The 25,192-nt window shown below is 58.0% G+C and carries 21 protein-coding genes and 3 tRNA genes; 22 read left to right on the forward strand and 2 right to left on the reverse strand.

Annotation, left to right across the window (positions count from 1 at the left end; genetic code table 11):
• The first annotated feature begins 127 nt into the window (after positions 1-127).
• From carB to ACSSVC_RS07955, 3 genes are read left to right on the forward strand one after another with little or no spacing between them, the layout of a single operon-like run.
• Entirely contained in the window at positions 128-3,349 is a 3,222-nt protein-coding gene (gene carB / locus ACSSVC_RS07945) for a carbamoyl-phosphate synthase large subunit (RefSeq protein ID WP_123727413.1), read from the forward strand.
• Entirely contained in the window at positions 3,346-3,822 is a 477-nt protein-coding gene (gene greA, locus ACSSVC_RS07950; RefSeq protein WP_011059193.1) for a transcription elongation factor GreA, read from the forward strand. Before carB ends, greA begins: the two co-directional genes overlap by 4 nt.
• 28 nt (positions 3,823-3,850) lie before the next feature.
• A complete protein-coding gene (locus tag ACSSVC_RS07955) occupies positions 3,851-4,255 on the forward strand; it encodes an MFS transporter (protein WP_492612146.1) in 405 nt (134 codons plus the stop codon).
• Positions 4,256-4,267: 12 nt separating this feature from the next.
• On the opposite strand, the gene ACSSVC_RS07960 is transcribed toward ACSSVC_RS07955, so the two are convergent.
• Positions 4,268-4,576: a YhbY family RNA-binding protein gene (locus ACSSVC_RS07960; RefSeq protein WP_102861082.1), complete on the reverse strand. Its 309-nt coding sequence runs from the start codon at positions 4,574-4,576 to the stop codon at positions 4,268-4,270.
• Between the two features lie 104 nt (positions 4,577-4,680).
• On the opposite strand from ACSSVC_RS07960, the gene rlmE reads away from it, so the two are divergent.
• From rlmE to ACSSVC_RS08050, 18 genes are all read left to right on the forward strand, one after another.
• A complete protein-coding gene (gene rlmE / locus ACSSVC_RS07965) occupies positions 4,681-5,310 on the forward strand; it encodes a 23S rRNA (uridine(2552)-2'-O)-methyltransferase RlmE (protein WP_047283886.1) in 630 nt (209 codons plus the stop codon).
• A gap of 201 nt (positions 5,311-5,511) precedes the next feature.
• Complete coding sequence (gene ftsH, locus ACSSVC_RS07970; RefSeq protein ID WP_060837486.1) at positions 5,512-7,416, forward strand: ATP-dependent zinc metalloprotease FtsH; 1,905 nt, start codon at positions 5,512-5,514, stop codon at positions 7,414-7,416.
• Positions 7,417-7,424: 8 nt separating this feature from the next.
• Positions 7,425-8,276 (forward strand): dihydropteroate synthase, encoded by an 852-nt coding sequence (folP, locus tag ACSSVC_RS07975; RefSeq protein ID WP_492612147.1) that lies wholly within the window; start codon positions 7,425-7,427, stop codon positions 8,274-8,276.
• 16 nt (positions 8,277-8,292) lie between these two features.
• The gene (gene glmM, locus ACSSVC_RS07980) at positions 8,293-9,630 is read left to right on the forward strand and encodes a phosphoglucosamine mutase (RefSeq protein ID WP_199010586.1); all 1,338 of its coding nucleotides are present in this window, start codon (positions 8,293-8,295) and stop codon (positions 9,628-9,630) included.
• A 66-nt stretch (positions 9,631-9,696) separates the two neighbouring features.
• Entirely contained in the window at positions 9,697-10,452 is a 756-nt protein-coding gene (tpiA, locus tag ACSSVC_RS07985) for a triose-phosphate isomerase (RefSeq protein ID WP_025131413.1), read from the forward strand.
• A gap of 4 nt (positions 10,453-10,456) precedes the next feature.
• Positions 10,457-10,840: a preprotein translocase subunit SecG gene (gene secG, locus ACSSVC_RS07990; RefSeq protein WP_015634120.1), complete on the forward strand. Its 384-nt coding sequence runs from the start codon at positions 10,457-10,459 to the stop codon at positions 10,838-10,840.
• Positions 10,841-10,869: 29 nt separating this feature from the next.
• Positions 10,870-10,955: transfer RNA gene (locus tag ACSSVC_RS07995), tRNA-Leu, on the forward strand.
• Positions 10,956-11,051: 96 nt separating this feature from the next.
• Positions 11,052-11,128: transfer RNA gene (locus tag ACSSVC_RS08000), tRNA-Met, on the forward strand.
• A 130-nt stretch (positions 11,129-11,258) separates the two neighbouring features.
• A complete protein-coding gene (gene rimP / locus ACSSVC_RS08005) occupies positions 11,259-11,717 on the forward strand; it encodes a ribosome maturation factor RimP (protein ID WP_041120545.1) in 459 nt (152 codons plus the stop codon).
• A 47-nt stretch (positions 11,718-11,764) separates the two neighbouring features.
• Positions 11,765-13,246 carry a transcription termination factor NusA gene (nusA, locus tag ACSSVC_RS08010; protein ID WP_346633670.1) on the forward strand — a complete coding sequence of 494 codons (1,482 nt, stop codon included), beginning with the start codon at positions 11,765-11,767 and terminating at the stop codon, positions 13,244-13,246.
• Between the two features lie 27 nt (positions 13,247-13,273).
• Entirely contained in the window at positions 13,274-15,802 is a 2,529-nt protein-coding gene (gene infB / locus ACSSVC_RS08015) for a translation initiation factor IF-2 (protein WP_346633669.1), read from the forward strand.
• Between the two features lie 159 nt (positions 15,803-15,961).
• Complete coding sequence (gene rbfA / locus ACSSVC_RS08020) at positions 15,962-16,363, forward strand: 30S ribosome-binding factor RbfA (RefSeq protein ID WP_016967778.1); 402 nt, start codon at positions 15,962-15,964, stop codon at positions 16,361-16,363.
• Positions 16,364-16,366: 3 nt separating this feature from the next.
• Entirely contained in the window at positions 16,367-17,284 is a 918-nt protein-coding gene (gene truB, locus ACSSVC_RS08025) for a tRNA pseudouridine(55) synthase TruB (protein WP_058438936.1), read from the forward strand.
• A gap of 115 nt (positions 17,285-17,399) precedes the next feature.
• Complete coding sequence (rpsO, locus tag ACSSVC_RS08030; RefSeq protein ID WP_011059205.1) at positions 17,400-17,669, forward strand: 30S ribosomal protein S15; 270 nt, start codon at positions 17,400-17,402, stop codon at positions 17,667-17,669.
• 197 nt (positions 17,670-17,866) lie between these two features.
• Positions 17,867-19,972 carry a polyribonucleotide nucleotidyltransferase gene (pnp, locus tag ACSSVC_RS08035; RefSeq protein WP_346633668.1) on the forward strand — a complete coding sequence of 702 codons (2,106 nt, stop codon included), beginning with the start codon at positions 17,867-17,869 and terminating at the stop codon, positions 19,970-19,972.
• A gap of 119 nt (positions 19,973-20,091) precedes the next feature.
• Positions 20,092-20,167: transfer RNA gene (locus ACSSVC_RS08040), tRNA-Thr, on the forward strand.
• A 282-nt stretch (positions 20,168-20,449) separates the two neighbouring features.
• Positions 20,450-20,971, forward strand: a complete 522-nt coding sequence (locus ACSSVC_RS08045) for a hypothetical protein (protein ID WP_492612148.1) — start codon at positions 20,450-20,452, stop codon at positions 20,969-20,971.
• Positions 20,972-21,395: 424 nt separating this feature from the next.
• Positions 21,396-21,692 (forward strand): DUF6388 family protein, encoded by a 297-nt coding sequence (locus ACSSVC_RS08050; RefSeq protein ID WP_185073817.1) that lies wholly within the window; start codon positions 21,396-21,398, stop codon positions 21,690-21,692.
• A 40-nt stretch (positions 21,693-21,732) separates the two neighbouring features.
• Here ACSSVC_RS08050 and nadC read toward each other — a convergent pair whose 3' ends face one another.
• Complete coding sequence (gene nadC / locus ACSSVC_RS08055; RefSeq protein ID WP_346633666.1) at positions 21,733-22,581, reverse strand: carboxylating nicotinate-nucleotide diphosphorylase; 849 nt, start codon at positions 22,579-22,581, stop codon at positions 21,733-21,735.
• A gap of 363 nt (positions 22,582-22,944) precedes the next feature.
• On the opposite strand from nadC, the gene ACSSVC_RS08060 reads away from it, so the two are divergent.
• The gene (locus tag ACSSVC_RS08060) at positions 22,945-25,173 is read left to right on the forward strand and encodes a DUF1631 domain-containing protein (RefSeq protein ID WP_492612149.1); all 2,229 of its coding nucleotides are present in this window, start codon (positions 22,945-22,947) and stop codon (positions 25,171-25,173) included.
• The last annotated feature ends 19 nt before the right edge of the window (positions 25,174-25,192 follow it).

A 25,192-nucleotide genomic window follows, 5' to 3' on the forward strand; every position in this document is an offset into this window, starting at 1 on the left:
TTCGCCTTGAAAGTGTAGCGAGCAGCGCCTGAGGGCGGCCCCGGCGAGTCCGGCGGAATCCCCTCAGGCGCCTCAGAGAATGTTCAAGACGGCTTGCCGACTGACCTGCGGATTTGAGTGACAACCCATGCCAAAACGTACAGACATTAAAAGCATCCTGATTCTTGGCGCTGGCCCGATCGTGATCGGCCAGGCCTGTGAATTCGACTACTCCGGCGCCCAGGCCTGCAAGGCTCTGCGCGAAGAGGGTTACCGGGTCATCCTGGTGAACTCCAACCCGGCCACCATCATGACCGACCCGGCCATGGCCGACGCCACCTACATCGAGCCGATCAAGTGGCAGACTGTTGCCAAGATCATCGAGAAAGAGCGTCCGGACGCGCTGCTGCCAACCATGGGCGGCCAGACTGCTTTGAACTGCGCTCTGGACCTGGAGCGCGAAGGCGTTCTGGAGAAGTTCGGCGTAGAGATGATCGGCGCCAATGCCGACACTATCGACAAGGCTGAAGACCGTTCGCGCTTCGATGCGGCCATGAAGTCCATTGGCCTGGCGTGCCCACGTTCCGGTATCGCTCACAGCATGGAAGAGGCCAATGCAGTCCTCGACAAGCTGGGCTTCCCTTGCATCATCCGTCCGTCCTTCACCATGGGCGGCACCGGTGGCGGTATCGCTTACAACCGTGAAGAGTTCGAGGAGATCTGCGCCCGCGGTCTGGACCTGTCGCCGACCAAGGAACTGCTGATCGACGAATCGCTGATCGGCTGGAAAGAGTACGAGATGGAGGTGGTCCGCGATAAGAAGGACAACTGCATCATCGTCTGCTCCATCGAAAACTTCGACCCGATGGGTGTGCACACCGGTGACTCGATCACCGTAGCTCCGGCACAGACCCTGACCGACAAGGAATACCAGATCCTGCGTAACGCCTCCCTGGCGGTACTGCGTGAGATTGGCGTGGAAACCGGCGGTTCCAACGTGCAGTTCGGCATCTGCCCGAACACCGGCCGCATGGTCGTGATCGAGATGAACCCGCGGGTGTCCCGTTCCTCGGCGCTGGCCTCGAAAGCCACTGGTTTCCCGATCGCCAAGGTCGCGGCCAAGCTGGCGGTGGGTTACACCCTGGACGAGCTGTCCAACGACATCACCGGCGGCAAGACTCCAGCCTCCTTCGAGCCGTCAATCGACTACGTCGTGACCAAGCTGCCACGCTTTGCCTTCGAGAAATTCTCCAAGGCTGACGCGCGCCTGACCACCCAGATGAAGTCGGTGGGTGAGGTCATGGCCATCGGCCGGACCTTCCAGGAATCCCTGCAGAAAGCCCTGCGAGGTCTGGAAGTCGGTGTTTGCGGCCTGGATCCGAAACTCGACCTGAGCAACCCGGAAAGCATGAACGTGCTCAAGCGCGAGCTGACCGTGCCGGGCGCCGAGCGTATCTGGTACGTGGCTGACGCCTTCCGTGCGGGCATGACCGTCGAGCAGATCTTCGGCATGAACATGATCGATCCTTGGTTCCTGGTGCAGATCGAAGATCTGATTAAGGAAGAAGAGAAGGTCAAGACCTTGGGGCTGTCGGCTATCGGCCGCGACCTGATGTTCCGCTTGAAGCGCAAAGGCTTCTCCGACCAGCGTCTGGCCAAGCTGCTGGGTGTGACCGAGAAGAACCTGCGTACTCACCGTCATAAGCTGGAAGTGTTCCCGGTCTACAAGCGCGTCGATACTTGCGCCGCCGAGTTCGCTACTGACACCGCTTACCTGTACTCGACTTATGAAGAAGAGTGCGAAGCCGCACCTTCGAGCCGTGACAAGATCATGATCCTGGGCGGCGGTCCAAACCGTATCGGCCAGGGTATCGAGTTCGACTACTGCTGCGTACACGCTGCACTGGCGCTGCGCGACGATGGTTACGAAACCATCATGGTCAACTGCAACCCGGAAACCGTTTCCACCGACTACGACACCTCCGATCGCCTGTACTTCGAGCCAGTAACCCTGGAAGACGTGCTGGAAATCGTCCGCGTCGAGAAGCCAAAGGGCGTGATCGTTCAGTATGGCGGCCAGACTCCGCTGAAGCTGGCTCGTGCCCTGGAAGCGGCCGGTGTGCCGATCATCGGCACCAGTCCTGACGCCATCGACCGTGCCGAAGACCGTGAGCGCTTCCAGCAGATGGTTGAGCGCCTGAACCTGCGTCAGCCGCCAAACGCTACTGTGCGCAGCGAAGACGAAGCGATTCGTGCCGCGACCAAGATCGGTTATCCGCTGGTGGTGCGTCCGTCCTATGTTCTGGGCGGCCGGGCGATGGAAATCGTCTACGAGGAAGAAGAGCTCAAGCGCTACCTGCGTGAAGCGGTGCAAGTGTCCAACGACAGCCCGGTGCTGCTGGACCACTTCCTCAACTGCGCCATCGAGATGGACGTGGATGCGGTCTGCGACGGCACCGATGTGGTGATCGGCGCGATCATGCAGCACATCGAGCAAGCCGGCGTTCACTCCGGTGACTCCGCGTGCTCCCTGCCGCCGTACTCGCTGCCGGCGCACATCCAGGATGAGATGCGTGAGCAGGTCAAGAAAATGGCCCTGGAGTTGGGCGTGGTTGGCTTGATGAACGTACAGTTGGCCCTGCAGGGCAATGAGATCTACGTTATTGAAGTGAACCCGCGTGCTTCCCGCACCGTGCCTTTCGTGTCCAAGTGCATTGGCGTCTCCCTGGCGATGATCGCGGCTCGTGTGATGGCTGGTAAGACCCTGAAAGAGCTGGGCTTCACCAAGGAAATCATCCCGAACTTCTACAGCGTCAAGGAAGCGGTGTTCCCGTTCGCCAAGTTCCCAGGCGTTGACCCGATCCTCGGCCCAGAGATGAAGTCCACCGGTGAAGTCATGGGTGTGGGCGATACCTTCGGTGAGGCGTTCGCCAAGGCCCAGATGGGTGCTAGCGAAGTGCTGCCAACTGGCGGTACCGCATTCATCAGCGTCCGTGACGATGACAAGCCTCTGGTTGCAGGCGTGGCCCGTGATCTGATCAACTTGGGTTTTGAAGTGGTCGCTACTGCAGGCACTGCCAAGCTGATCGAAGCGGCCGGCCTGAAAGTGCGTCGTGTGAACAAGGTGACTGAAGGTCGTCCGCATGTGGTCGATATGATCAAGAACGACGAAGTCACCCTGATTATCAACACCACTGAAGGCCGTCAGTCGATCGCTGACTCTTACTCCATTCGTCGTAACGCCTTGCAGCACAAGATCTACTGCACCACCACCATTGCTGCTGGCGAAGCTATCTGCGAAGCGTTGAAGTTCGGTCCAGAAAAAACCGTGCGTCGCTTGCAGGATCTACACGCAGGATTGAAGGCATGAATAAATACCCAATGACCGTCCAGGGCGCTCGCGCCCTGGAAGAAGAGCATGCTCACCTGACCAAGGTCGTGCGTCCGAAGCTCAGCCAGGACATCGGTACGGCCCGCGAGTTGGGTGACTTGAAGGAAAACGCTGAATACCATGCTGCGCGTGAACAGCAAGGCATGGTCGAGGCGCGGATCCGTGATATTGAAGGCCGTCTGCAGAACTCGGTGGTCATCGACGTCACGACCATTCCTCATACTGGCAAAGTAATCTTTGGCACCACGGTCGAGATCGCCAACGTCGAGACCGACGAAAGCGTGACCTACCAGATCGTTGGTGAGGACGAGGCTGATATCAAGCTCGGTAAAATCTCCGTCGGCTCGCCGATTGCCCGCGCCTTGATTGCCAAGGAAGAGGGTGATGTGGTGGCGGTCAAAACGCCTGGCGGCGTTATCGAGTATGAGATTGTCGAAGTCCGTCACATCTGAAAGAAGGCGCCCGCTGCATGCGGGCGCCATGCTTTGGCAACTGACCCAGATGTTGTGGGTCGGCGGCTTGTGGTTATTGCATCTTGGCTTGCTTCCCGCTCTGAGCCAGATTGGCCTCGCCCCCTTGCTCATCGAAGAGATTTCGATGCAGCTCAGTGCGTTGTTGGTGGGCTTTTCGGCGGCGTGCCTGGTTCTGCAGGCGCTGGTACTGATTCAGTCCGAAGGGCTGAGAAGTCTTTGGCGTGATGTTCGAGGGCAACTGCTGTTGATGGCAATGTATGCGTGCGGGATGTATTTCACTGTACGAATTCTGTTGCCGGAAGCTCAACGCTGGCAGTTGTTCAGCTATCTGGTTCTGGGCTTTTCCGGCTTGATACTGGTGCTGCAGCCGGTGCCAGGATGGGGTGGAAGGGTGCGCCAGGCACACCCTTGACCCGAGTCGGCGTCAGTTGAAACGATGGACGTTCGACAATTGCTTGTTTACCTTGGCGTTCTTGCGGTAGATCAGCGCCATCTTGCCGATGACCTGCACCAGATCCGCTTTGCCGGCCTTGCACAGTTCGGCAATGGCTTCCAGGCGCGATTCGCGCTCGAGGATGTTGAGCTTGATCTTGATCAGCTCGTGATCGCTCAAGGCGCGTTCAAGTTCGGCTAGCACACCTTCGGTCAAACCGTTGTCAGCCACAGTCAATACTGGTTTCAGATGGTGGCCAATGGATTTGTACTGTTTCTTCTGCTCTTGAGTGAGCGGCATAATCTGACCCCTGCGTCTGATCTTGTAAAAAGCGGCGGCCAGTTTACCCGAGCGAGTCCGGGACCGCCCAGTTAATCACGACCCGTTTTATTTTGAGGTGGCCCGTGGCCCGTTCCAAAACTAGCCATAACTGGCTGAAAGAGCACTTCAACGACCCATTCGTCAAAATGGCGCAAAAAGATGGGTATCGTTCCCGTGCCAGCTACAAGCTGCTGGAGATCCAGGAAAAGGACCGCCTTATCCGTCCTGGCATGAGTGTTATTGACCTGGGGGCTGCCCCGGGAGGCTGGTCGCAGGTGACCAGTCGTCTGATTGGTGGTCAAGGGCGATTGATCGCCTCGGATATCCTGGAAATGGACAGCATTCCCGATGTGACCTTTATTCAAGGGGACTTCACCGAGGATGCGGTGCTGGCACAGATTCTCGAAGCAGTCGGAAATTCAGAGGTTGACCTTGTGATTTCCGATATGGCCCCCAATATGAGTGGATTAGCGGCCGTGGACATGCCTCGTGCGATGTTCCTGTGCGAATTGGCGCTGGATCTTGCGGGTCGAGTATTACGTCCAGGTGGTGATTTTCTTATCAAGATCTTCCAAGGTGAAGGATTTGATGAGTACCACAAGAGCGTTCGGCAGATGTTCGAGAAGGTGCAGATGCGCAAACCGACATCGTCCCGTGACCGTTCTCGGGAGCAATACCTGCTGGGGCGTGGCTTTCGTGGTCGCAGTGAGTAAGTAAGGATTTTGACTGGGGTGATAGGATTTTCGTATTTCGCCCCGTCAGATTAAACGCATATTGTGTAGTCTAAGTTTCACATAGGGTTACAGACAGCGCCTGCCAGAGCTGTAGGTAATGTAGTAAGTTAGGCCGGTGAATATCATGCGAAGCGCGCGCCAGTAGCGGAGCTTGCTTCAGAGGGTAGTTAATTGAACGACATGGCAAAGAATCTGATCCTTTGGTTGATCATCGCTGCCGTCCTTGTGACGGTGATGAACAACTTCTCCAGCCCTAACGAGCCGCAAACCCTCAACTACTCCGACTTCATCCAGCAAGTTAAGGATGGCAAGGTCGAGCGCGTAGCTGTTGATGGCTACGTTATTACCGGCAAGCGCAACGATGGCGACAGCTTCAAAACCATTCGTCCTGCCATTCAGGACAATGGCCTGATCGGCGATTTGGTGGACAACCATGTCGTGGTCGAAGGCAAGCAGCCTGAGCAGCAAAGTATCTGGACCCAATTGTTGGTGGCCAGCTTCCCGATCCTGGTGATCATTGCAGTCTTCATGTTCTTCATGCGGCAAATGCAAGGTGGCGCAGGTGGCAAGGGTGGGCCGATGAGCTTTGGCAAGAGCAAGGCGCGTCTGCTCTCTGAAGATCAGGTGAAAACCACTCTGGCTGACGTTGCTGGTTGTGACGAGGCCAAAGAGGAAGTTGGCGAGCTGGTGGAATTCCTGCGTGATCCAGGCAAGTTCCAGCGTCTGGGTGGTCGCATTCCTCGCGGCGTGCTGATGGTAGGCCCGCCGGGTACTGGTAAGACCTTGCTGGCCAAGGCCATTGCGGGCGAAGCCAAGGTGCCGTTCTTCACTATTTCCGGTTCCGACTTCGTCGAGATGTTCGTTGGTGTCGGTGCCAGCCGCGTTCGCGATATGTTCGAACAGGCCAAGAAGCATGCTCCATGCATCATTTTCATCGATGAGATCGACGCTGTCGGTCGTCACCGTGGCGCCGGCATGGGCGGCGGTCATGATGAGCGTGAGCAGACCCTCAACCAATTGCTGGTTGAGATGGACGGCTTTGAAATGAACGATGGCATCATTGTTATCGCCGCCACTAACCGTCCTGACGTGCTCGACCCAGCGCTGCTGCGTCCCGGTCGTTTCGACCGCCAGGTGGTGGTTGGCCTGCCGGATATTCGCGGTCGCGAGCAGATTCTCAAGGTTCACATGCGCAAAGTGCCGATGGGCGAAGATGTTGCCCCGGCAGTGATCGCGCGTGGTACACCGGGTTTCTCCGGTGCCGACTTGGCAAACCTGGTGAACGAGGCCTCGCTGTTCGCGGCTCGTACCGGTAAGCGTATTGTCGAAATGAAGGAATTTGAACTGGCCAAGGACAAGATCATGATGGGCGCAGAGCGCAAATCCATGGTCATGTCCGAGAAAGAAAAGCAGAACACCGCTTATCACGAAGCCGGCCACGCCATTGTCGGTCGAGTCGTGCCTGAGCATGATCCGGTCTACAAAGTCTCGATCATCCCTCGCGGTCGGGCATTGGGCGTCACCATGTTCCTGCCGGAAGAAGATCGCTACAGCCTGTCCAAGCGAGCCCTGATCAGCCAGATCTGCTCGCTCTATGGTGGCCGTATCGCAGAAGAGATGACGCTGGGCTTTGACGGTGTGACCACCGGTGCATCCAACGACATCATGCGCGCCAGCCAGATTGCTCGGAACATGGTCACCAAGTGGGGTCTCTCCGAAAAACTCGGTCCGCTGATGTATGCGGAAGAAGAGGGCGAAGTATTCCTGGGTCGCAGTGCAGGCAGTCAGCATGCCAGCTTGTCCGCCGAAACAGCGAAACTGATCGACTCTGAAGTGCGCAGTATCATTGACCAGTGCTACGGCACTGCCAAACAGATCCTGACGGACAACCGTGACAAGCTGGACGCCATGGCGGACGCCTTGATGAAGTACGAAACCATCGATGCCGATCAGATTGACGACATCATGGCAGGGCGTACTCCGCGTGAACCTCGTGATTGGGAGGGCGGTTCGGGTACTACTCCTCCAGTAGTGCAAAACGAACGTCCGGAAACACCCATCGGCGGCCCTGCTGCCGACCACTAAGGTTTTAAATGACTTCTGTTCCTTCCTCCACCCGGTTGCCTTGCGGCAACCGGGTTCTTGATTTGGCCCGTGCGCATGTCATGGGCATCTTGAATGTAACCCCCGACTCCTTTTCCGATGGCGGTCGCTTCAGCCAGCTGGATGTCGCTTTGCGACATGCCGAGGCCATGGTTGCCGCCGGTGCTACGCTGATCGATATCGGCGGCGAGTCAACTCGGCCAGGTGCCCGGGCGGTATCGCCGCTGGAGGAGCTGGAGCGCGTTGCCCCTGCCGTCGAGCGAATTCATCGCGAACTGGACGTGGTTATTTCCGTTGATACCTCAACCCCGGCAGTGATGCGCGAAACTGCACGTCTGGGGGCGGGGCTGATTAACGATGTACGTGCATTGCGCCGTGATGGCGCTCTGGATGCAGCAGCTGCCACAGGCTTGCCGGTGTGTCTGATGCATATGCTCGGGGAGCCGGGCGATATGCAGGACAATCCGCATTACCAGAATGTCACTCAGGAAGTGGGTGTCTTTTTGGCCGAGCGAATGGTGGCGTGTGCGGCCGTCGGGATTGGCGCTGAACGGATTGTTCTCGACCCGGGCTTTGGCTTTGCCAAGACCCTGCAGCACAATTTGAGCCTGTTCAAGCATATGGAAGCCCTGCATGCCCTTGGGCGCCCCCTTCTGGTTGGGGTTTCGCGCAAAAGCATGGTTGGCCAAACCTTGAATCGACCTGTGGCTGAGCGATTGCACGGCAGTCTGGCGCTCGCGGCATTGGCGGTGACCAAGGGGGCGAAAATTATCCGCGTTCATGATGTCGCCGAGACAGTGGACGTTGTGCGAATGATTGCGGCAGTGGAATCCGCCGAATAAGAACGATGGAGTACTTATGACTAAGAAATACTTTGGCACCGACGGCATTCGTGGTCGTGTGGGCGAATTCCCGATTACTCCCGATTTCATGCTCAAGCTCGGTTGGGCGGCTGGCATGGCCTTTCGCAGCATGGGTGCCTGCCGCGTGTTGGTAGGCAAGGACACGCGTATCTCTGGGTACATGTTCGAGTCAGCTCTTGAGGCAGGACTGTCCGCGGCCGGTGCGGATGTAATGCTGCTGGGGCCGATGCCGACTCCGGCGATCGCCTATCTGACGCGTACTTTCCATGCGGAGGCCGGGATTGTCATCAGTGCTTCGCACAATCCCCATGATGACAACGGCATCAAGTTCTTCTCGGGTGAGGGCACCAAGCTGCCTGACGAGGTGGAGTTGATGATCGAAGAGTTGCTGGATGCACCGATGACCGTGGTGGAGTCGAGCAAGCTCGGCAAGGTGTCGCGGATCAACGACGCATCAGGGCGCTACATTGAGTTCTGCAAGAGCAGCGTGCCATCGAGCACCAGTTTTGCCGGCTTGAAGGTCGTCCTGGACTGCGCTCATGGTGCCACCTACAAGGTCGCGCCGAGTGTATTCCGCGAGTTGGGCGCACAAGTCACGGTTCTGTCTGCGCAGCCTAATGGCTTGAACATCAACGAGAACTGCGGTTCGACTCATATGTCGCAATTGCAAGCGGCGGTCCTGGCCGAGCACGCGGATCTGGGTATTGCCTTTGATGGCGATGGTGACCGGGTGCTGATGGTCGACCAGACCGGTGCAATTGTTGACGGTGATGAACTGCTGTTCATCATTGCTCGGGATCTGCATGAGCGTGACAAGTTGCAAGGCGGTGTGGTCGGGACGCTTATGAGCAATTTGGGGCTGGAGCTGGCTCTGGCGGATCTGGGCATTCCTTTTGTCCGGGCCAATGTAGGTGATCGTTATGTGATTGCCGAACTGCTGGAGCGTAACTGGTTGGTGGGGGGGGAAAACTCCGGGCACATTGTGTGCTTCCGGCATGCCACGACGGGTGATGCGATCATTGCAGCATTGCAGGTGCTGATGGCGCTCAAGGCGCGTGGTGAAAGCCTGGCCCAGTCACGCCAGGGGCTGCGCAAGTGTCCTCAGGTGCTGGTCAATGTTCGCTTTGCCGGGGGGGATAACCCGGTTGAGCATCCTGCCGTGAAAGAGGCCTGTGAGCGTGTCACTGCTGCGATGGCGGGGCGTGGACGGGTTCTGCTGCGCAAGTCCGGTACCGAGCCTTTGGTGCGTGTCATGGTCGAAGGTGACGATGAGGCACAGGTTCGCGCTTATGCTGATGAGCTGGCAAAACTGGTTGCTGAAGTTTCTGCCTGATTTCGGCTTGCCAGTGTTGTTTTGGTTGGGTAACATCTGCGCCCACTTTGACCGACGAGGTACAGCATGCGTCGCCCTATGGTAGCTGGTAACTGGAAGATGCACGGTACCCGCGCCAGCGTCGCTGAGCTGATCAATGGCCTTCGTCATCTGGCCTTGCCAAGCGGTGTTGATGTCGCGGTTTTCCCGCCTTGCTTGTATATCAATCAAGTGATTGATGGCTTGAAAGGTAAGTCGATTTCGGTCGGCGCGCAGAATTCTGCGGTGGAATCCATGCAAGGTGCGTTGACGGGCGAGATCGCCCCGAGTCAATTGGTGGACGCAGGTTGTTCCCTGGTGCTGGTTGGGCACTCCGAACGCCGCCTGATAATGGGCGAGCGGGACGCGACTCTCAACCGCAAGTTCGCGGCGGCACAGGCTTGTGGTTTGAAGCCGATTCTGTGTGTAGGGGAAACCCTGGAGCAGCGCGAAGCCGGGAAGACTCTAGAGGTTGTCGGGCGTCAGCTGGGCAGCATTATCGAGGAGTTGGGTGTTGGCGCGTTCGCCAATGCTGTTATCGCTTACGAGCCGGTCTGGGCCATTGGTACCGGGCTGACTGCAACGCCGCAACAAGCGCAGGATGTGCACGCAGCCATCCGCGCGCAGTTGGCGGCAGAGAATTCTGAAGTGGCACGAGGAGTGCGGCTTCTATACGGCGGCAGCGTGAAGGCGGCCAATGCGGTCGAACTGTTCGGCATGCCGGATATCGATGGGGGGCTCATTGGTGGAGCTTCCCTGAATGCAGATGAGTTCGGTGCGATCTGTCGCGCCGCGGGAAACTGAAAAAATGCTGGAAACAGTCGTAGTCGTTTTTCATCTGCTGGGTGCCCTGGGCGTAGTTGCTCTGGTTTTGCTGCAGCAGGGTAAAGGTGCGGATGCTGGCGCGTCTTTCGGTGCAGGTGCTTCAAATACTGTGTTCGGAAGCCAAGGTTCCTCTACCTTTCTTAGTAAGTTTACTGCTATACTTGCCGCCGGTTTCTTCATAACCAGCTTGGGGTTAGGTTACTTTGCTAAAGAGAAAGCTCATCAGCTGACTCAAGTAGGTTTGCCAGATCCAGCAGTGCTTGAAGTACCAAAGCAAAAACCGGCTTCTGATGATGTCCCGGTGCTCCAAGAGCAAAAGTCGGCCAATAGTGCGACTGACGTACCTCCAGCTCCAGAGCAGAAGTAAGAAGAGTTTCACGCAGTAACGTAGTCTATGCCGAGGTGGTGGAATTGGTAGACACGCAACCTTGAGGTGGTTGTGCCCATAGGGTGTAGGGGTTCGAGTCCCCTTCTCGGTACCAATTATCAGGAGAGCCCGCTGTTGCGGGCTTTCTTGTAGGTGGAAGGTTACATTGACCCAAAAAGGGATCAGTCGTATACTTCCGCCCCAGCTTTGTCGCGGGGTGGAGCAGTCTGGTAGCTCGTCGGGCTCATAACCCGAAGGTCGTCGGTTCAAATCCGGCCCCCGCAACCAGTTTTAGCGGAGCCCCTTTTCAGGGGCTTTTTGTTAGCTGGACACTTTATAACGCCGCTATTCAACGGCGTTTCCGGGATGGGCGCTTCGCCCATTTTTTATTTGCACAAGCATGCACGAGGGGGTTCAGGTGTCGAGCAAGCTAGAACAGTTGCAGGCCTTGTTGGCCCCGGTGGTCGTGGCCCTTGGCTATGAATGCTGGGGTATTGAGTTTTCGGCTCAGGGTCGCCACTCATTGTTGCGCGTTTATATCGATAAAGAAGGCGGTGTGCTGGTGGACGATTGCGCCATCGTCAGCCGTCAGATCAGCGGTGTTCTCGACGTAGAGGATCCGATCTCCGTTGAGTACACCCTTGAAGTTTCCTCTCCTGGCATGGAACGCCCACTGTTCACTCTTGAGCAGTTCGCCAAGTATGTCGGTGAGCAAGTGAAGATCAAGCTGCGCTCGCCCTTCGAAGGTCGGCGTAATTTTCAGGGCCTTCTCCGCGGGGTGGAGGAACAGGACGTCGTGGTGCAGGTGGATGACCATGAGTTCCTGTTGCCGATCGATATGATCGACAAGGCCAACATTATTCCCAGTTTTGACTGAGACGCGGATCCCGCGGATCCAATGGCTTGCGAAAGGCGAGGCGTACGATGAGCAAAGAAGTACTGCTGGTTGTTGAGTCGGTATCCAATGAAAAGGGTGTACCGGCAAGCGTGATTTTTGAAGCGCTGGAGCTGGCCCTGGCCACTGCTACCAAAAAGCGTTTTGAAGACGAAGTGGACCTGCGTGTGGAAATCAATCGCCACACCGGTTCCTACGAGACTTTCCGTCGCTGGACGGTGGTCGAAGAAGCCGATCTGGATGATCCAGCGGTGGAAACCTGGCCGAGCAAGGCCCACGAGACTCATCCCGAAGCCAAAGTCGGTGATGTGATCGAAGAAAAAATCGAATCCATCGAGTTCGGCCGCATCGCTGCACAGACTGCCAAGCAGGTCATCGTGCAGAAAGTTCGCGAAGCCGAGCGCGCACAGGTGGTTGATGCCTATCGCGAGCGCCTGGGAGAAATCATCTCCGGCACCGTGAAAAAAGTGACACGTGACAACGTGATCGTTGATCTGGGTAACAACGCTGAAGCGTTGTTGGCCCGTGAAGACATCATCTCCCGTGAGACTTTCCGGGTTGGCGTGCGTCTGCGTGCGCTGCTCAAGGAAATCCGCACCGAGAACCGCGGCCCGCAGCTGATCCTGTCGCGTACCGCACCGGAAATGCTGATCGAGCTGTTCCGTATCGAAGTGCCGGAAATTGCCGAAGGCCTGATCGAAGTAATGGCCGCCTCCCGTGATCCGGGTTCGCGCGCCAAGATCGCAGTCCGCTCCAAAGACAAGCGCATCGACCCGCAAGGCGCGTGCATTGGTATGCGCGGTTCGCGCGTCCAGGCCGTCTCCGGCGAGTTGGGTGGCGAGCGTGTGGACATCGTCCTGTGGGACGAGAACCCTGCGCAGTTCGTGATCAACGCCATGTCGCCGGCTGAAGTTGCGGCAATTATCGTTGACGAAGATGCCCATGCCATGGACATCGCCGTTGGCGCAGACAATCTGGCTCAGGCCATCGGTCGCGGTGGTCAGAACGTGCGTCTGGCTAGCCAATTGACTGGCTGGACCCTGAACGTGATGACCGAATCGGACATCCAGGCCAAGCAGCAAGCAGAAACCGGCGACATCCTGCGCAATTTCATCGACGAGCTGGAAGTTGATGAAGAACTGGCACAGGTGCTGGTAGATGAAGGCTTCACCAGCCTGGAAGAGATTGCCTACGTACCGCTGGAAGAAATGCTCAACATCGACGGCTTTGACGAAGACATCGTCAACGAGCTTCGCGCTCGGGCCAAGGATCGCTTGTTGACTAAAGCCATCGCTACTGAGGAAAAGCTGGCAGACGCCCATCCGGCCGAAGACCTGCTCTCGCTTGAGGGTATGGACAAGGATTTGGCGATGGAACTGGCGGTGCGCGGCGTAATTACCCGCGAAGACCTGGCCGAGCAGTCTATTGACGACCTGCTCGACATCGACGGCATTGACGATGATCGTGCCGGCAAGTTGATCATGGCCGCCCGAGCCCACTGGTTCGAGTAATTAGGCGCGGCCTGAGGAGAGAAGTGCATGACGCAAGTCACGGTGAAACAACTGGCCGATGAGGTCAAAACACCGGTAGAGCGCCTGCTGCAGCAGATGCGTGAGGCAGGTCTGCCGCACACCGCCGCCGAGGAACATGTGAGCGACAGTGAGAAGCAGTCGTTGCTGACTCATCTGAAAAGCAGCCACAAGGCGAAAGTGGAAGAACCACGCAAAATTACTTTGCAGCGCAAGACCACCAGCACCCTGCGTGTCGCTGGCAGCAAGAGCATCAGCGTTGAAGTGCGCAAGAAGAAAGTCTTCGTGCAGCGCAGCCCGGAAGAAATCGAAGCCGAGCGTCAACGCGAACTGGAAGAACGTCGCGCAGTAGAAAATGCTGCCCGTCAGAAGGCTGAAGAAGAAGCCAAGCGTCGCGCCGAAGAAGAAGCGCGTCGCCAGCCTGCTCCAGTTGCCGAAACTGCAGTCGCTGACGCGGTTGCAGCCCCGGCTTCTGCGCCAGTTGCCGCCGAGCCTGTGCAAGACGCCCCGGTAGCCGCTCCGGCTCCTGTGGCTGACGTGCGCAAGAAAGACGAGCAGCGCCGTCCGGACAAACCACGTGCAGACGATAACAATCGTCGCGGCAGTGGCGATGGTGAGCGCAAAAACGCTCCGCATCGTGCTTCGGTCAAGGAGAAGGCGCCTGCGCCGCGCGTTGCCCCACGTACCACCGACGAAGAAAGCGATGGCTTCCGTCGTGGTGGTCGTGGCAAGGCCAAGCTGAAGAAACGCAACGCTCACGGTTTCCAGAGCCCAACCGGCCCTGTCGTGCGTGAAGTGAAGATCGGTGAGACCATCACTGTTGGCGATCTCGCCCAGCAGATGTCGGTCAAGGCTGCTGAAATCATCAAGTTCATGTTCAAGCTGGGCACTCCAGCCACCATCAACCAGGTTCTGGATCAGGAAACTGCCCAGCTGGTTGCTGAAGAACTGGGCCACAAAGTGACCCTGGTCAGCGACACCGCCTTGGAAGATTCCCTGGCCGAGTCCCTGAAGTTCGAAGGTGAAGCGGTTGCCCGTGCGCCGGTCGTGACTGTAATGGGCCACGTTGACCACGGTAAGACCTCGCTGCTGGACTACATTCGTCGCGCCAAAGTCGCCGCGGGCGAAGCTGGTGGTATTACACAGCACATCGGTGCCTACCACGTAGAAACCGAGCGTGGCATGGTCACCTTCCTCGACACCCCTGGTCACGCCGCGTTTACCGCCATGCGTGCCCGTGGTGCCAAGGCTACCGACATCGTGATCCTGGTGGTTGCAGCGGACGACGGCGTGATGCCGCAGACCATTGAAGCCGTTCAGCACGCACAGGCAGCCGGCGTACCGCTGGTAGTCGCCGTGAACAAGATCGATAAGCCAGGCGCCGATCTGGACCGTATCCGCAGTGAACTCTCGGTTCACGGCGTGACCTCGGAAGATTGGGGTGGCGATACTCCGTTCGTACCGGTTTCCGCGAAAATGGGTACCGGCGTCGACGACCTGCTGGAAGCCGTCCTGCTGCAGGCTGAAGTACTGGAACTCAAGGCGACTCCTTCGGCCCCAGGTCGTGGTGTCGTGGTGGAATCCCGTCTCGACAAGGGCCGTGGCCCGGTAGCGACCGTGCTGGTTCAAGACGGTACCCTGCGTCAAGGCGACATGGTACTGGTCGGCTCGAACTATGGCCGCGTGCGCGCCATGCTCGATGAGAACGGCAAGCCAATCAAGGAAGCCGGTCCTTCCATCCCGGTCGAGATCCTCGGCCTGGACGGTACTCCGGACGCTGGCGATGAGATGAGCGTAGTGGCCGACGAGAAGAAAGCCCGTGAAGTGGCTCTGTTCCGTCAAGGCAAGTTCCGCGAAGTCAAGCTGGCCCGTGCTCACGCCGGCAAGCTGGAAAACATCTTCGAAAGCATGGGCCAGGAAGAGAAGAAGACGCTCAACATCGTCCTCAAATCCGACGTCCGTGGTTCGTTGGAAGCTCTGCAAGGCGCTCTGAACGGCCTGGGCAACGACGAAGTGCAAGTGCGTGTAGTGGGCGGCGGCGTCGGTGGTATCACCGAGAGCGACGCCAACCTGGCACTGGCCTCCAACGCTGTACTGTTCGGCTTCAACGTGCGTGCTGATGCCGGCGCACGGAAGATCGTCGAGCAGGAAGGTCTGGATATGCGTTACTACAACGTGATCTACGACATCATCGAAGACGTCAAGAAAGCCCTGACCGGTATGTTGGGCAGCGACGTTCGGGAGAACATCCTGGGTGTTGCCGAAGTTCGCGACGTGTTCCGCTCGCCGAAGTTTGGCGCGATTGCCGGTTGCATGGTCATCGAAGGTGTCGTGCACCGTAACCGTCCAATCCGTGTACTGCGTGAAGACATCGTTATCTTCGAAGGCGAGCTGGAATCCCTGCGCCGCTTCAAGGATGACGCTTCCGAAGTACGTGCCGGCATGGAATGCGGTATCGGCGTGAAGAGCTACAACGACGTCAAAGTCGGTGACAAGATCGAAGTCTTCGAGAAGGTCCAGGTTGCTCGCAGCCTCTAACTCGCGCACTTCAAGAGCCCTGGTGGCCCGTAGCATGTCCATGCACGGCATCGCCAGCGGCCTCTAAACGCAACGCCCGGTCTGGCTCCTGCCAGGCCGGGCGTTTGCCGCTTTCAGACCACACGGCTTTCGCCGTGAGGCAGTAACAGGTAACAAGACATGGCAAAAGAATACAGCCGTACCCAACGTATCGGTGATCAGATGCAGCGCGAACTGGCGCAGCTGATCCGTCGCGAAGTCAAAGATCCACGCGTCGGCCTGGTGACTATCACCGCCGTGGAAGTCAGCCGCGATGTCGGTCATGCGAAGATCTTCATCACCGTGATGGGCCAGGAAAACGCCGAAGAGATCGCCCAGAGCATCAAGGTGCTGAACTCGGCGGCAGGTTTCCTGCGCATGCAACTGGCCAAGGAAATGAAGCTGCGCAGCGTGCCGCAACTGCACTTCCATTACGACGAAAGCGTGGCCCGCGGGGCGCACCTGTCGGCCCTGATCGAGCGTGCCGTGGCTGAAGACAGCCAGCATGGCGACGCGCCTGCCCCTGAAGACGCCAAGGAGTAAGCGGTGGCTCAGGTCAAGCGTATCCGTCGTAACGTCAGCGGCATCATCCTTCTGGACAAGCCGCTGGGCTTCACCTCTAACGCGGCCCTGCAGAAGGTCCGCTGGTTGCTCAATGCCGAGAAGGCCGGTCACACCGGCAGTCTCGATCCGTTGGCCACTGGCGTCCTGCCGCTGTGCTTCGGCGAGGCCACCAAGTTTTCGCAATACCTGCTCGACTCCGACAAGGGTTACGAAACCCTGGCGCAGTTGGGCAAGACCACCACCACTGCGGACGCTGAAGGCGAAGTTTTGCAGACCCGTGAAGTGACCGTTGGTCGTGCCGATATCGAAGCGGTATTGCCGGAATTTCGTGGCGAAATCAAACAGATACCGCCGATGTACTCCGCCCTCAAGCGTGATGGCCAGCCACTCTACAAACTGGCTCGTGCAGGGGAAGTGGTGGAGCGCGAACCGCGTTCTGTTACTATTGCGCGCTTGGAATTACTCGCCTGCGAAGGCGACACTGCCCGCCTGGCGGTGGACTGCAGCAAAGGCACCTATATCCGTACCCTGGTGGAAGATATCGGTGAAAAACTCGGCTGTGGTGCTTACGTTGCAGAACTGCGGCGGACCCAGGCCGGACCTTTCAGCCTGGCCCAGACGGTCACCCTGGAAGAGCTCGAAGCAGTGCACGCCGAAGGCGGCAACGAAGCGGTAGACCGCTTCCTGATGCCATCGGACAGCGGCTTGCTGGATTGGCCGCTGCTGCAGTTCTCGGAGCACAGCGCGTTCTACTGGCTCAATGGCCAGCCGGTACGTGCCCCGGATGCACCGAAGTTCGGCATGGTGCGGGTACAGGATCACAACGGTCGCTTCATCGGTATCGGTGAAGTGAGCGAAGACGGGCGCATCGCGCCGCGTCGACTGATTCGGTCAGAATGACCGGACGAGGGTGGCTGTTAACAGGCACGGTCACTACTCATTTATAGATACAGGGATTTGTCCCTGGCCTGTTGAAACTGTTCTTGAACAGTTTCCTGATATAAGGATTGCCCACATGGCACTCAGCGTTGAAGAAAAAGCTCAGATCGTAACCGACTACCAGCAAGCTGTTGGTGACACTGGTTCGCCAGAAGTGCAAGTTGCACTGCTGACCGCCAACATCAACAAACTGCAAGGTCACTTCAAAGCCAACGGTAAAGACCACCACTCCCGTCGTGGCCTGATCCGCATGGTAAACCAGCGTCGTAAGCTGCTGGACTACCTGAAAGGCAAAGACCTGAGCCGTTACAGCACCCTGATCGGTCGTCTGGGTCTGCGTCGCTAATCAGCGATTGCGCTATGAGGTTGGTTGTTTGCCATGCGTCAGCGGTTTTTCCGCCGGCGTATGGCAGGCTTCCAGCCTCAAGTTTTATCTGCTGCACTGTTTTACCTGGACAATAAAGGCTGGGCCGATTCCCCGCATTGCCCAAGAATTTCGCAAGAAGCAAGTTTCCCCAAGAGCCACAAAGAAGGTAGGACACCGTGAACCCGGTAATCAAAAAATTCCAGTTCGGTCAGTCGACCGTAACCCTCGAGACTGGCCGTATCGCCCGTCAAGCCTCCGGCGCAGTATTGGTCACCGTTGACGACGACGTCAGCGTATTGGTGACCGTGGTTGGCGCCAAGCAAGCGGATCCAGGCAAGGGCTTCTTCCCTCTGTCTGTGCACTACCAGGAAAAGACTTACGCTGCCGGTAAGATCCCTGGCGGTTTCTTCAAGCGCGAAGGCCGTCCTTCCGAGAAAGAAACCCTGACCTCGCGTCTGATCGACCGTCCGATCCGCCCTCTGTTTCCAGAAGGCTTCATGAACGAAGTGCAGGTTGTCTGCACCGTGGTTTCCACCAGCAAGAAGACCGATCCGGACATCGCTGCGATGATCGGTACCTCGGCTGCCCTGGCCATTTCCGGCATTCCTTTCGACGGCCCGATCGGCGCCGCTCGTGTGGCTTTCCACGAAAGCACCGGCTACCTGCTGAACCCGACCTACGAGCAGCTTCAGGCATCCAGTCTGGACATGGTCGTGGCCGGTACCGAAGAAGCCGTCCTGATGGTTGAATCGGAAGCCAAAGAGCTGACCGAAGACCAAATGCTGGGCGCTGTACTGTTCGCCCACGATGAATTCCAGTCGGTGATCAAGGCTGTCAAAGAGCTGGCTGCCGAAGCTGCCAAACCTACCTGGGACTGGGCTGCTGCTCCAGAAGCCACCGAACTGCTGGGTGCTATCCGTGCCGAGTTCGGCGAAGCCATCTCCCAGGCTTACACCATCACCGTCAAGGCTGACCGTTACGCTCGCCTGGGCGAGCTGAAAGACCAGGTGGTCGCCAAGCTCTCCGGCGAAGAAGGCCAGCCTTCGGCTGCCGACGTCAAAGCCGCTTTCGGCGAGATCGAATACCGCACCGTTCGCGAAAACATCGTCAACGGCAAGCCACGTATCGACGGCCGCGACACCCGCACCGTACGTCCGCTGAACATCGAAGTCGGCGTACTGCCCAAGACTCACGGTTCGGCCCTGTTCACCCGTGGCGAAACTCAGGCCCTGGTGGTTGCGACCCTGGGTACTGCCCGTGACGCACAGCTGCTGGACACCCTGGAAGGCGAGAAGAAAGACCCCTTCATGCTGCACTACAACTTCCCTCCGTTCTCGGTGGGCGAGTGTGGTCGCATGGGCGGCGCTGGTCGTCGTGAAATCGGTCACGGCCGTCTGGCTCGTCGTTCGGTCCAGGCCATGCTGCCAGCCGCTGACGTGTTCCCTTACACCATCCGCGTAGTATCGGAAATCACCGAATCCAACGGTTCCAGCTCCATGGCCTCCGTTTGCGGTGCTTCCCTGGCGCTGATGGACGCTGGTGTACCGATGAAGGCACCGGTTGCCGGTATCGCCATGGGCCTGGTTAAAGAAGGCGAGAAGTTCGCCGTCCTGACCGACATCCTGGGTGACGAAGACCACCTGGGCGACATGGACTTCAAGGTAGCCGGTACCGCCAAAGGCGTCACCGCGCTGCAGATGGACATCAAGATCAAGGGCATCACCGAAGAAATCATGGAGATCGCCCTGGGCCAAGCCCTGGAAGCTCGCCTGAACATCCTCGGTCAGATGAACCAGATCATCGGGCAGTCCCGTACCGAACTGTCGGCCAACGCACCGACCATGATCGCGATGAAGATCGACACCGACAAAATCCGTGATGTCATCGGTAAAGGCGGCGCCACCATTCGTGCGATCTGTGAAGAAACCAAGGCTTCGATCGATATCGAAGACGACGGTTCGATCAAGATCTTCGGCGAAACCAAGGAAGCTGCAGAGGCCGCGCGTCAGCGCGTTCTGGGCATCACCGCGGAAGCCGAGATCGGCAAGATCTACGTCGGCAAGGTTGAGCGCATCGTCGACTTCGGCGCCTTCGTCAACATCCTGCCGGGCAAGGATGGTCTGGTGCACATCTCCATGCTGAGCGACGCTCGCGTTGAGAAAGTCACCGACATTCTGAAAGAAGGTCAGGAAGTGGAAGTGCTGGTACTGGACGTGGACAACCGCGGCCGTATCAAGCTGTCCATCAAAGACGTGGCAGCAGCCAAGGCTTCGGGCGTTTAATCACCCTTTAGCCTTACGCTGAACAAGCAAGCGCCCCGACTGGTTCGGGGCGTTTTGCTATCTGCGATAACAGCCTCTCGGTTGCCGGCCCAGGGCGCGGGTGCTAGTTTTTAGCCCACGCCGGTGTAGCTCAGTCGGTAGAGCAGCGCACTCGTAACGCGAAGGTCGCAGGTTCGATTCCTGTCTCCGGCACCAGATATCGAGTTTTGAGCGGTTTGCGAATGTACGGCCCCTCCAGCAAAGTCCGCCTAGCGCTGAATGAGTGCCCTCGAAAGATACTTCTCTAAGAAATGCCGGTAGGCAGGTTTAACTTGTTTTGAGTTCGTCGGTTGTATCCATAAGTCCTTATTGAAAGTCTCTGTGGCTTGTTCTGGAAGTTTTAGATGCTGCTGTTCTATTCAGTAGGCAGTGCTGTAGTTTGTTGTTGATTGAGCGGTATTGCCCATAATGACGCCCGGGAATCATGGAGTGTTCAGCGTGAAGAAGTGGAAGTTGGCGTTAATCGGAATAGTGTCTCTGGCCCTTGCAGCCTGTGAGAAAGCCCCTTCGTATGAGTTTGAGGGACAGTACTTTGCAACGGAGGGCGAAGAATGCACCACTCCAGCGAATGCGAAAGATCGTGAACAATATTATTTGGAAATAACCAAAGATGTACGGGGCACAGGCGTATTGTACTCAGCTAATTTTCCAACAGCTTCGAAGGCTGGACTGCCTGTTGTCAGTGCGCAAAGCGTCTCACCCAATGACGATAACGAACTGATTTTTAACTTCTATGAGCCTAAGGCATCCGCGACACCTGCTGAAGCTAGAAGATTTAATATCGTGCTCTCCGTTATTCCTAATCAAGGCAAGGAAGGACACTTGTGGGTGACCAAGGCTGAAATGAATATTGCCACCAATGGGACAATTCAGAAGTACGACATCCTAGAAAATCTAAGAAGATTTTTCGAGCTCGGCAAGGCAGGCGTTTGCTTGAGAAAAGGAACAACTACGGGCTGAGTGCAAATAGCACTTTCTTGTGAACCGGTGTAAGCCAATCGCCAGAGGCAAAGGCCAAGGCCAAGGTCATGGGGATGAGGTATTCACCTGCCTTCGTGATTACCTTGGCGCTTGTAAGCTTTTCTTTGTCGTTGCCAATCTTGGTTTTCTAGGGCGTAACCTTGTTTCCTGAGGTTTCTGGCGAGTCTGTGTCTGGTGATGGTCCGCAAATCCGCCGATTTCTCTCTCATCGGTGCATCAGGTCATATAAATCGTCGGCCAAAGGTCCTATATTCGGTTTCTGTCTGAGTACCAGCATGCTGTTTTCAGATGATCCCGAATGGTTCTGAAGGCCAGATAAATCGGCGGTTGCAACGATTTTTTGCGGCAGAGAGATCCCAACGATCCAGATCCATCTTCCATTCCCACGATCAGAGAGAACGAGATGATTCCTAAAGAGGCAAGAATCGACGTAGCGCTTGAAAGGTACCTGGCTGCCACGCCTTCCTTGCAAGAAGAAATCAACGCCCTGAGCCCCGAAGAACAGAAGCAGCAGGCGCAATGGGCCTTTGAGGACGAGGCGGAGTCTCGCGGCATCGAGCCGTGGGAGCTGGTGCTCGATCTGGTGGCCGAGACACCGGAGGAGTTGAAGGCCATGCGCCTGGAAGTGCATCAGGAGGTTGCTGAAGCGCTGGGCATGGACCTTGAGGATTATCTGCAGCTCAACGAGATCGACAGTTGAACCCGACGCCAGCCTTAACCAGGCTGGCGTTTTTCATGGATCAGATGCTCAAGCGCATGGACAGGTCCAGGGCTTTCACATCCTTGGTCATGGCACCGATGGAAATGTAGTCCACCCCGGTTTCGGCAATCGGGCGCAAGGTGCTTTCGTTGATTCCCCCGCTGGCTTCCAGCTTGGCCTTGCCGGCATTCAGGCGCACGGCCTCGCGCATATCGTCCAGGCTCAGTTCATCGAGCATGATGATGTCGGCACCGGCTGCCAGCGCTTCCTTCAATTCCCCAAGACTTTCCACTTCCACTTCCACCGGCTTGCCCGGGGCGATCTTGTGGGCGGCGCTGACGGCCTGGGCGATGCCGCCACAGGCTGCGATGTGGTTTTCCTTGATCAGGAAGGCGTCATACAGACCGATGCGGTGGTTGTGGCAGCCACCGCAGGTGACCGCGTACTTCTGGGCCAGGCGCAGGCCGGGAAGGGTCTTGCGGGTATCCAGCAGCTTGACCTGGGTATCGGCGACAAAGTCGGCCAGATATTGGGCACGGGTGGCCACGCCGGATAGCAGCTGCAGGAAGTTCAGCGCGCTGCGTTCGCCGGTGAGCAATGAACGTGCCGGGCCTTCCAAGTGGAACAGCGCCTGATTGGGTACCACTCGCTCGCCGTCAGCCACTTGCCAGTGCACGGCAACCCGCGGGTCCAGCTGGCGGAACACCGCATCCACCCAGGCCGTACCGGCGATGACCGCCGCTTCGCGAGTGATGATGGTGGCTTTGGCCAGACGTTCGGCCGGGATCAACTGCGCGGTGATGTCGCCGCTGCCGATGTCTTCCAGTAACGCGCGGCGTACGTTGGCTTCTATTTCGGCGGTCAGGTCGGCGAGGCGTAGATTCGGCATAACGGGCTCCACAAACTAAGTGCGCCGATTATAGGGGCATGGGATCGGCGAACCCAAGGTGGCAAATGTCGGCGAGCCTTTGACGAACCTGTCTTTCGTCGCTTTGTCTGATGGGTATGAGTGAATTTTCTCGTTGGTCTGAGGGTTATTTCCGGATAGGCGACAGAGTCTGCTGGCGTAAGAGGGGACTTTTACAAGATAATATGACTTGTAATTGACGTCATAGCTTTGACGTATCTTTGGCTCCCCCTTAAATAAAGTGCAGTGGAATGCATTTGCTTCCGCTGAGAGCCGACTGTGAGCGTCGTTGGCTTGACTGAACCTTGATCTCGAACCGAAGAAACACCTTTCCAGGAGGCTTGGATGCACAACGACGGGAATGTAGTGCCTTTGCACAAGGCGGCTACAGATCAGGCGACCGCTTCGCCGCTTGCCCGCCTGCCGGTGATTCTGCTTCAGGTTCGAGACAAGGCCGCCCAGCAGTTGCGTCACGGTTTGCAGGAGTTGTTCGATAACGCCGACGACACGCTGTTCGAGATGGCCGATCGGGCACAGAACAACGTTGAGCAGAACACCCTGTTTGAAGCCATGCGCGACCTGCGCTTGAAGCGCAAAAGCATCGAACGCGGTTTTCTGGAGAAGTTTTTCGAAGCCTTCGCCGGTCTGGTGCAGTACGACCCGGCCCTGGTCATTCCCCATGCAGTGGCTTACGACCCTTCTCTTGACCCTTCCCAGGATGACCTGGAAAAGACCGTGGCCGTGGATGCCATGGTGGCCAAGGTTCTCAACCGGGACGGCTTCGCCCTCGGGCAACTGACGGCGCGCCTGGGCGTGCTGCTGGGCCGACGCTTGGCGGATGCGGAAAATCCTCTGGCTCCGGCGCTGCTCTGTGAGTACTTCCTCCAGGCCGGACGCAGCCTGGGGGTGGAGATCAAGGTCAAGTTGATCATCCTCAAGCTGTTCGAACGGTACGTGCTCAGCGATGCCGAACTGCTCTATGGCGAAGCCAATCAGCTGTTGATTGCCACCGGAATCCTGCCAGAGCTGATGCCGGCCCCAGCGCGTCGGGCCTCCGATCGAGCCCAGGCTGAAGCCCAGACCGCCACCGTCGATGGCAGTGGGCACAAGCCGGGCCAGAGCCCGCTCGACGAGAGCGTGCAGGAAGTCTTCGCGGCCTTGCAGACACTGCTCCTGCATGTGCGCGGCAGCGTTGCACCGACCCTGGAGGCCAGCGCCGAAACCCAACCGATTTCGACCCGTGACCTCATGCGCCTGCTGTCCCATTTGCAGCAGTACGTGCCGGCCCCCAGTGCCCAGGAAGATTTCGACCTGCGCAATCAGCTGGAACAACTGCTCACCCGGGTCAGCGTCAAGAGCGGCAAGTCCCGGGTCGTGGATGTTGCCGACGAGGACGTGATCAACCTGATCGCCATGCTCTTCGAGTGCATCCTCGACGACCGCAACCTGCCGGAGTCCCTCAAGGCGCTGATCGGACGCCTGCAGATTCCCATGCTCAAGGTGGCGGTGCTGGACAAGAGTTTCTTCAGTCGCGGCAACCACCCGGCGCGGCGCCTGCTCAATGAAATCGCCGCTGCCGCGATGGGCTGGGGCGGCTGCGATGATCATCAGCGTGACAGCCTGTACTTGCGTATCGAGCAGGTGGTGCAGCGCCTGCTGAGCGAATTCACCGACGACCCGGCGATTTTCTCCGAGTTGCTGGCAGACTTTCTTGCCTTCACCGCCGATGAGCGGCGCCGGGCGGAGTTGCTGGAGCAACGTACCCGGGATGCCGAGGAGGGCCGGGCCAGGGCGGAGCTGGCGAGACGGCGGGTGGAGCAGGCGCTCAACGAAGCGCTGCTGGGCAAGGTGCTGCCGCAGAAAGTGGTGGATTTTGTTCGCGATGCCTGGAGCCAGGTGCTGTTGCTCAGTTGCCTGAAGCACGGTGATGATTCTGCCGAGTGGCACACCGCCGAGGGGACCATGAACGAGCTGATCTGGAGTGTGCAACGCCACGAGCAGCCGGATACCGCGATGCGCTTGCTGGCCCTGGTGCCGGGACTGCTCAAGGGCCTGCGAGACGGCTTGAGCGGCGCTGCTTTCGATCCCTTCGCCACCAGCGAGTTCTTCAGCCAGCTGGAGCTTCTGCATCTGCAGGCATTCGAGCGTGAAGCCCTGGCACCGCAACAGCGAGTGGTGACCCTGGAGGCCGAGCATACCGACCTGATAGTGGTGGCCCAGGAGATCGTCCTGCCCAGCGCCGAAGAAGGCCCCCTGGAAGCAGCGCCTCTGGTCCTGCCGGCGAATGACCCCAGCGTGCTGCAAGTGGAGCAGCTGCGCTTGGGGGGCTGGGTCGAGTTTCAAGAGGACGAGGACAATACCCTGCGCTGCAAACTGGCGGCGATTGTCCCCCATCCCGTGGCCAAGTACGTATTCGTCAACCGCACCGGGATGAAGGTCCTGGAGCGTACGCGCATGGGCCTGGCCCTGGAGTTTCAGCGTGGCTCGGTGCGGGCGCTGGACGATACCTTGCTGTTCGACCGAGCCCTGGAATCGGTGATCGGCAATCTGCAGCGACTCAATCACGGCAAGTGATCGCAACCCGAGGGGGTAA

The organism is Pseudomonas sp. E1BtOHC1, assembly GCF_058744285.1.

What these genes read in the sequence shown, in the direction of transcription:
- carB (WP_123727413.1), top strand. Translation starts at nt 128, where the DNA reads ATGCCAAAACGTACAGACATTAAAAGCATCCTGATTCTTGGCGCTGGC.
- greA (WP_011059193.1), top strand. Translation starts at nt 3,346, where the DNA reads ATGAATAAATACCCAATGACCGTCCAGGGCGCTCGCGCCCTGGAAGAA.
- ACSSVC_RS07955 (WP_492612146.1), top strand. Translation starts at nt 3,851, where the DNA reads ATGCTTTGGCAACTGACCCAGATGTTGTGGGTCGGCGGCTTGTGGTTA.
- ACSSVC_RS07960 (WP_102861082.1), bottom strand. Translation starts at nt 4,576, where the DNA reads ATGCCGCTCACTCAAGAGCAGAAGAAACAGTACAAATCCATTGGCCAC.
- ftsH (WP_060837486.1), top strand. Translation starts at nt 5,512, where the DNA reads ATGGCAAAGAATCTGATCCTTTGGTTGATCATCGCTGCCGTCCTTGTG.
- folP (WP_492612147.1), top strand. Translation starts at nt 7,425, where the DNA reads ATGACTTCTGTTCCTTCCTCCACCCGGTTGCCTTGCGGCAACCGGGTT.
- glmM (WP_199010586.1), top strand. Translation starts at nt 8,293, where the DNA reads ATGACTAAGAAATACTTTGGCACCGACGGCATTCGTGGTCGTGTGGGC.
- tpiA (WP_025131413.1), top strand. Translation starts at nt 9,697, where the DNA reads ATGCGTCGCCCTATGGTAGCTGGTAACTGGAAGATGCACGGTACCCGC.
- secG (WP_015634120.1), top strand. Translation starts at nt 10,457, where the DNA reads ATGCTGGAAACAGTCGTAGTCGTTTTTCATCTGCTGGGTGCCCTGGGC.
- nusA (WP_346633670.1), top strand. Translation starts at nt 11,765, where the DNA reads ATGAGCAAAGAAGTACTGCTGGTTGTTGAGTCGGTATCCAATGAAAAG.
- infB (WP_346633669.1), top strand. Translation starts at nt 13,274, where the DNA reads ATGACGCAAGTCACGGTGAAACAACTGGCCGATGAGGTCAAAACACCG.
- rbfA (WP_016967778.1), top strand. Translation starts at nt 15,962, where the DNA reads ATGGCAAAAGAATACAGCCGTACCCAACGTATCGGTGATCAGATGCAG.
- rpsO (WP_011059205.1), top strand. Translation starts at nt 17,400, where the DNA reads ATGGCACTCAGCGTTGAAGAAAAAGCTCAGATCGTAACCGACTACCAG.
- ACSSVC_RS08050 (WP_185073817.1), top strand. Translation starts at nt 21,396, where the DNA reads ATGATTCCTAAAGAGGCAAGAATCGACGTAGCGCTTGAAAGGTACCTG.
- nadC (WP_346633666.1), bottom strand. Translation starts at nt 22,581, where the DNA reads ATGCCGAATCTACGCCTCGCCGACCTGACCGCCGAAATAGAAGCCAAC.
- ACSSVC_RS08060 (WP_492612149.1), top strand. Translation starts at nt 22,945, where the DNA reads ATGCACAACGACGGGAATGTAGTGCCTTTGCACAAGGCGGCTACAGAT.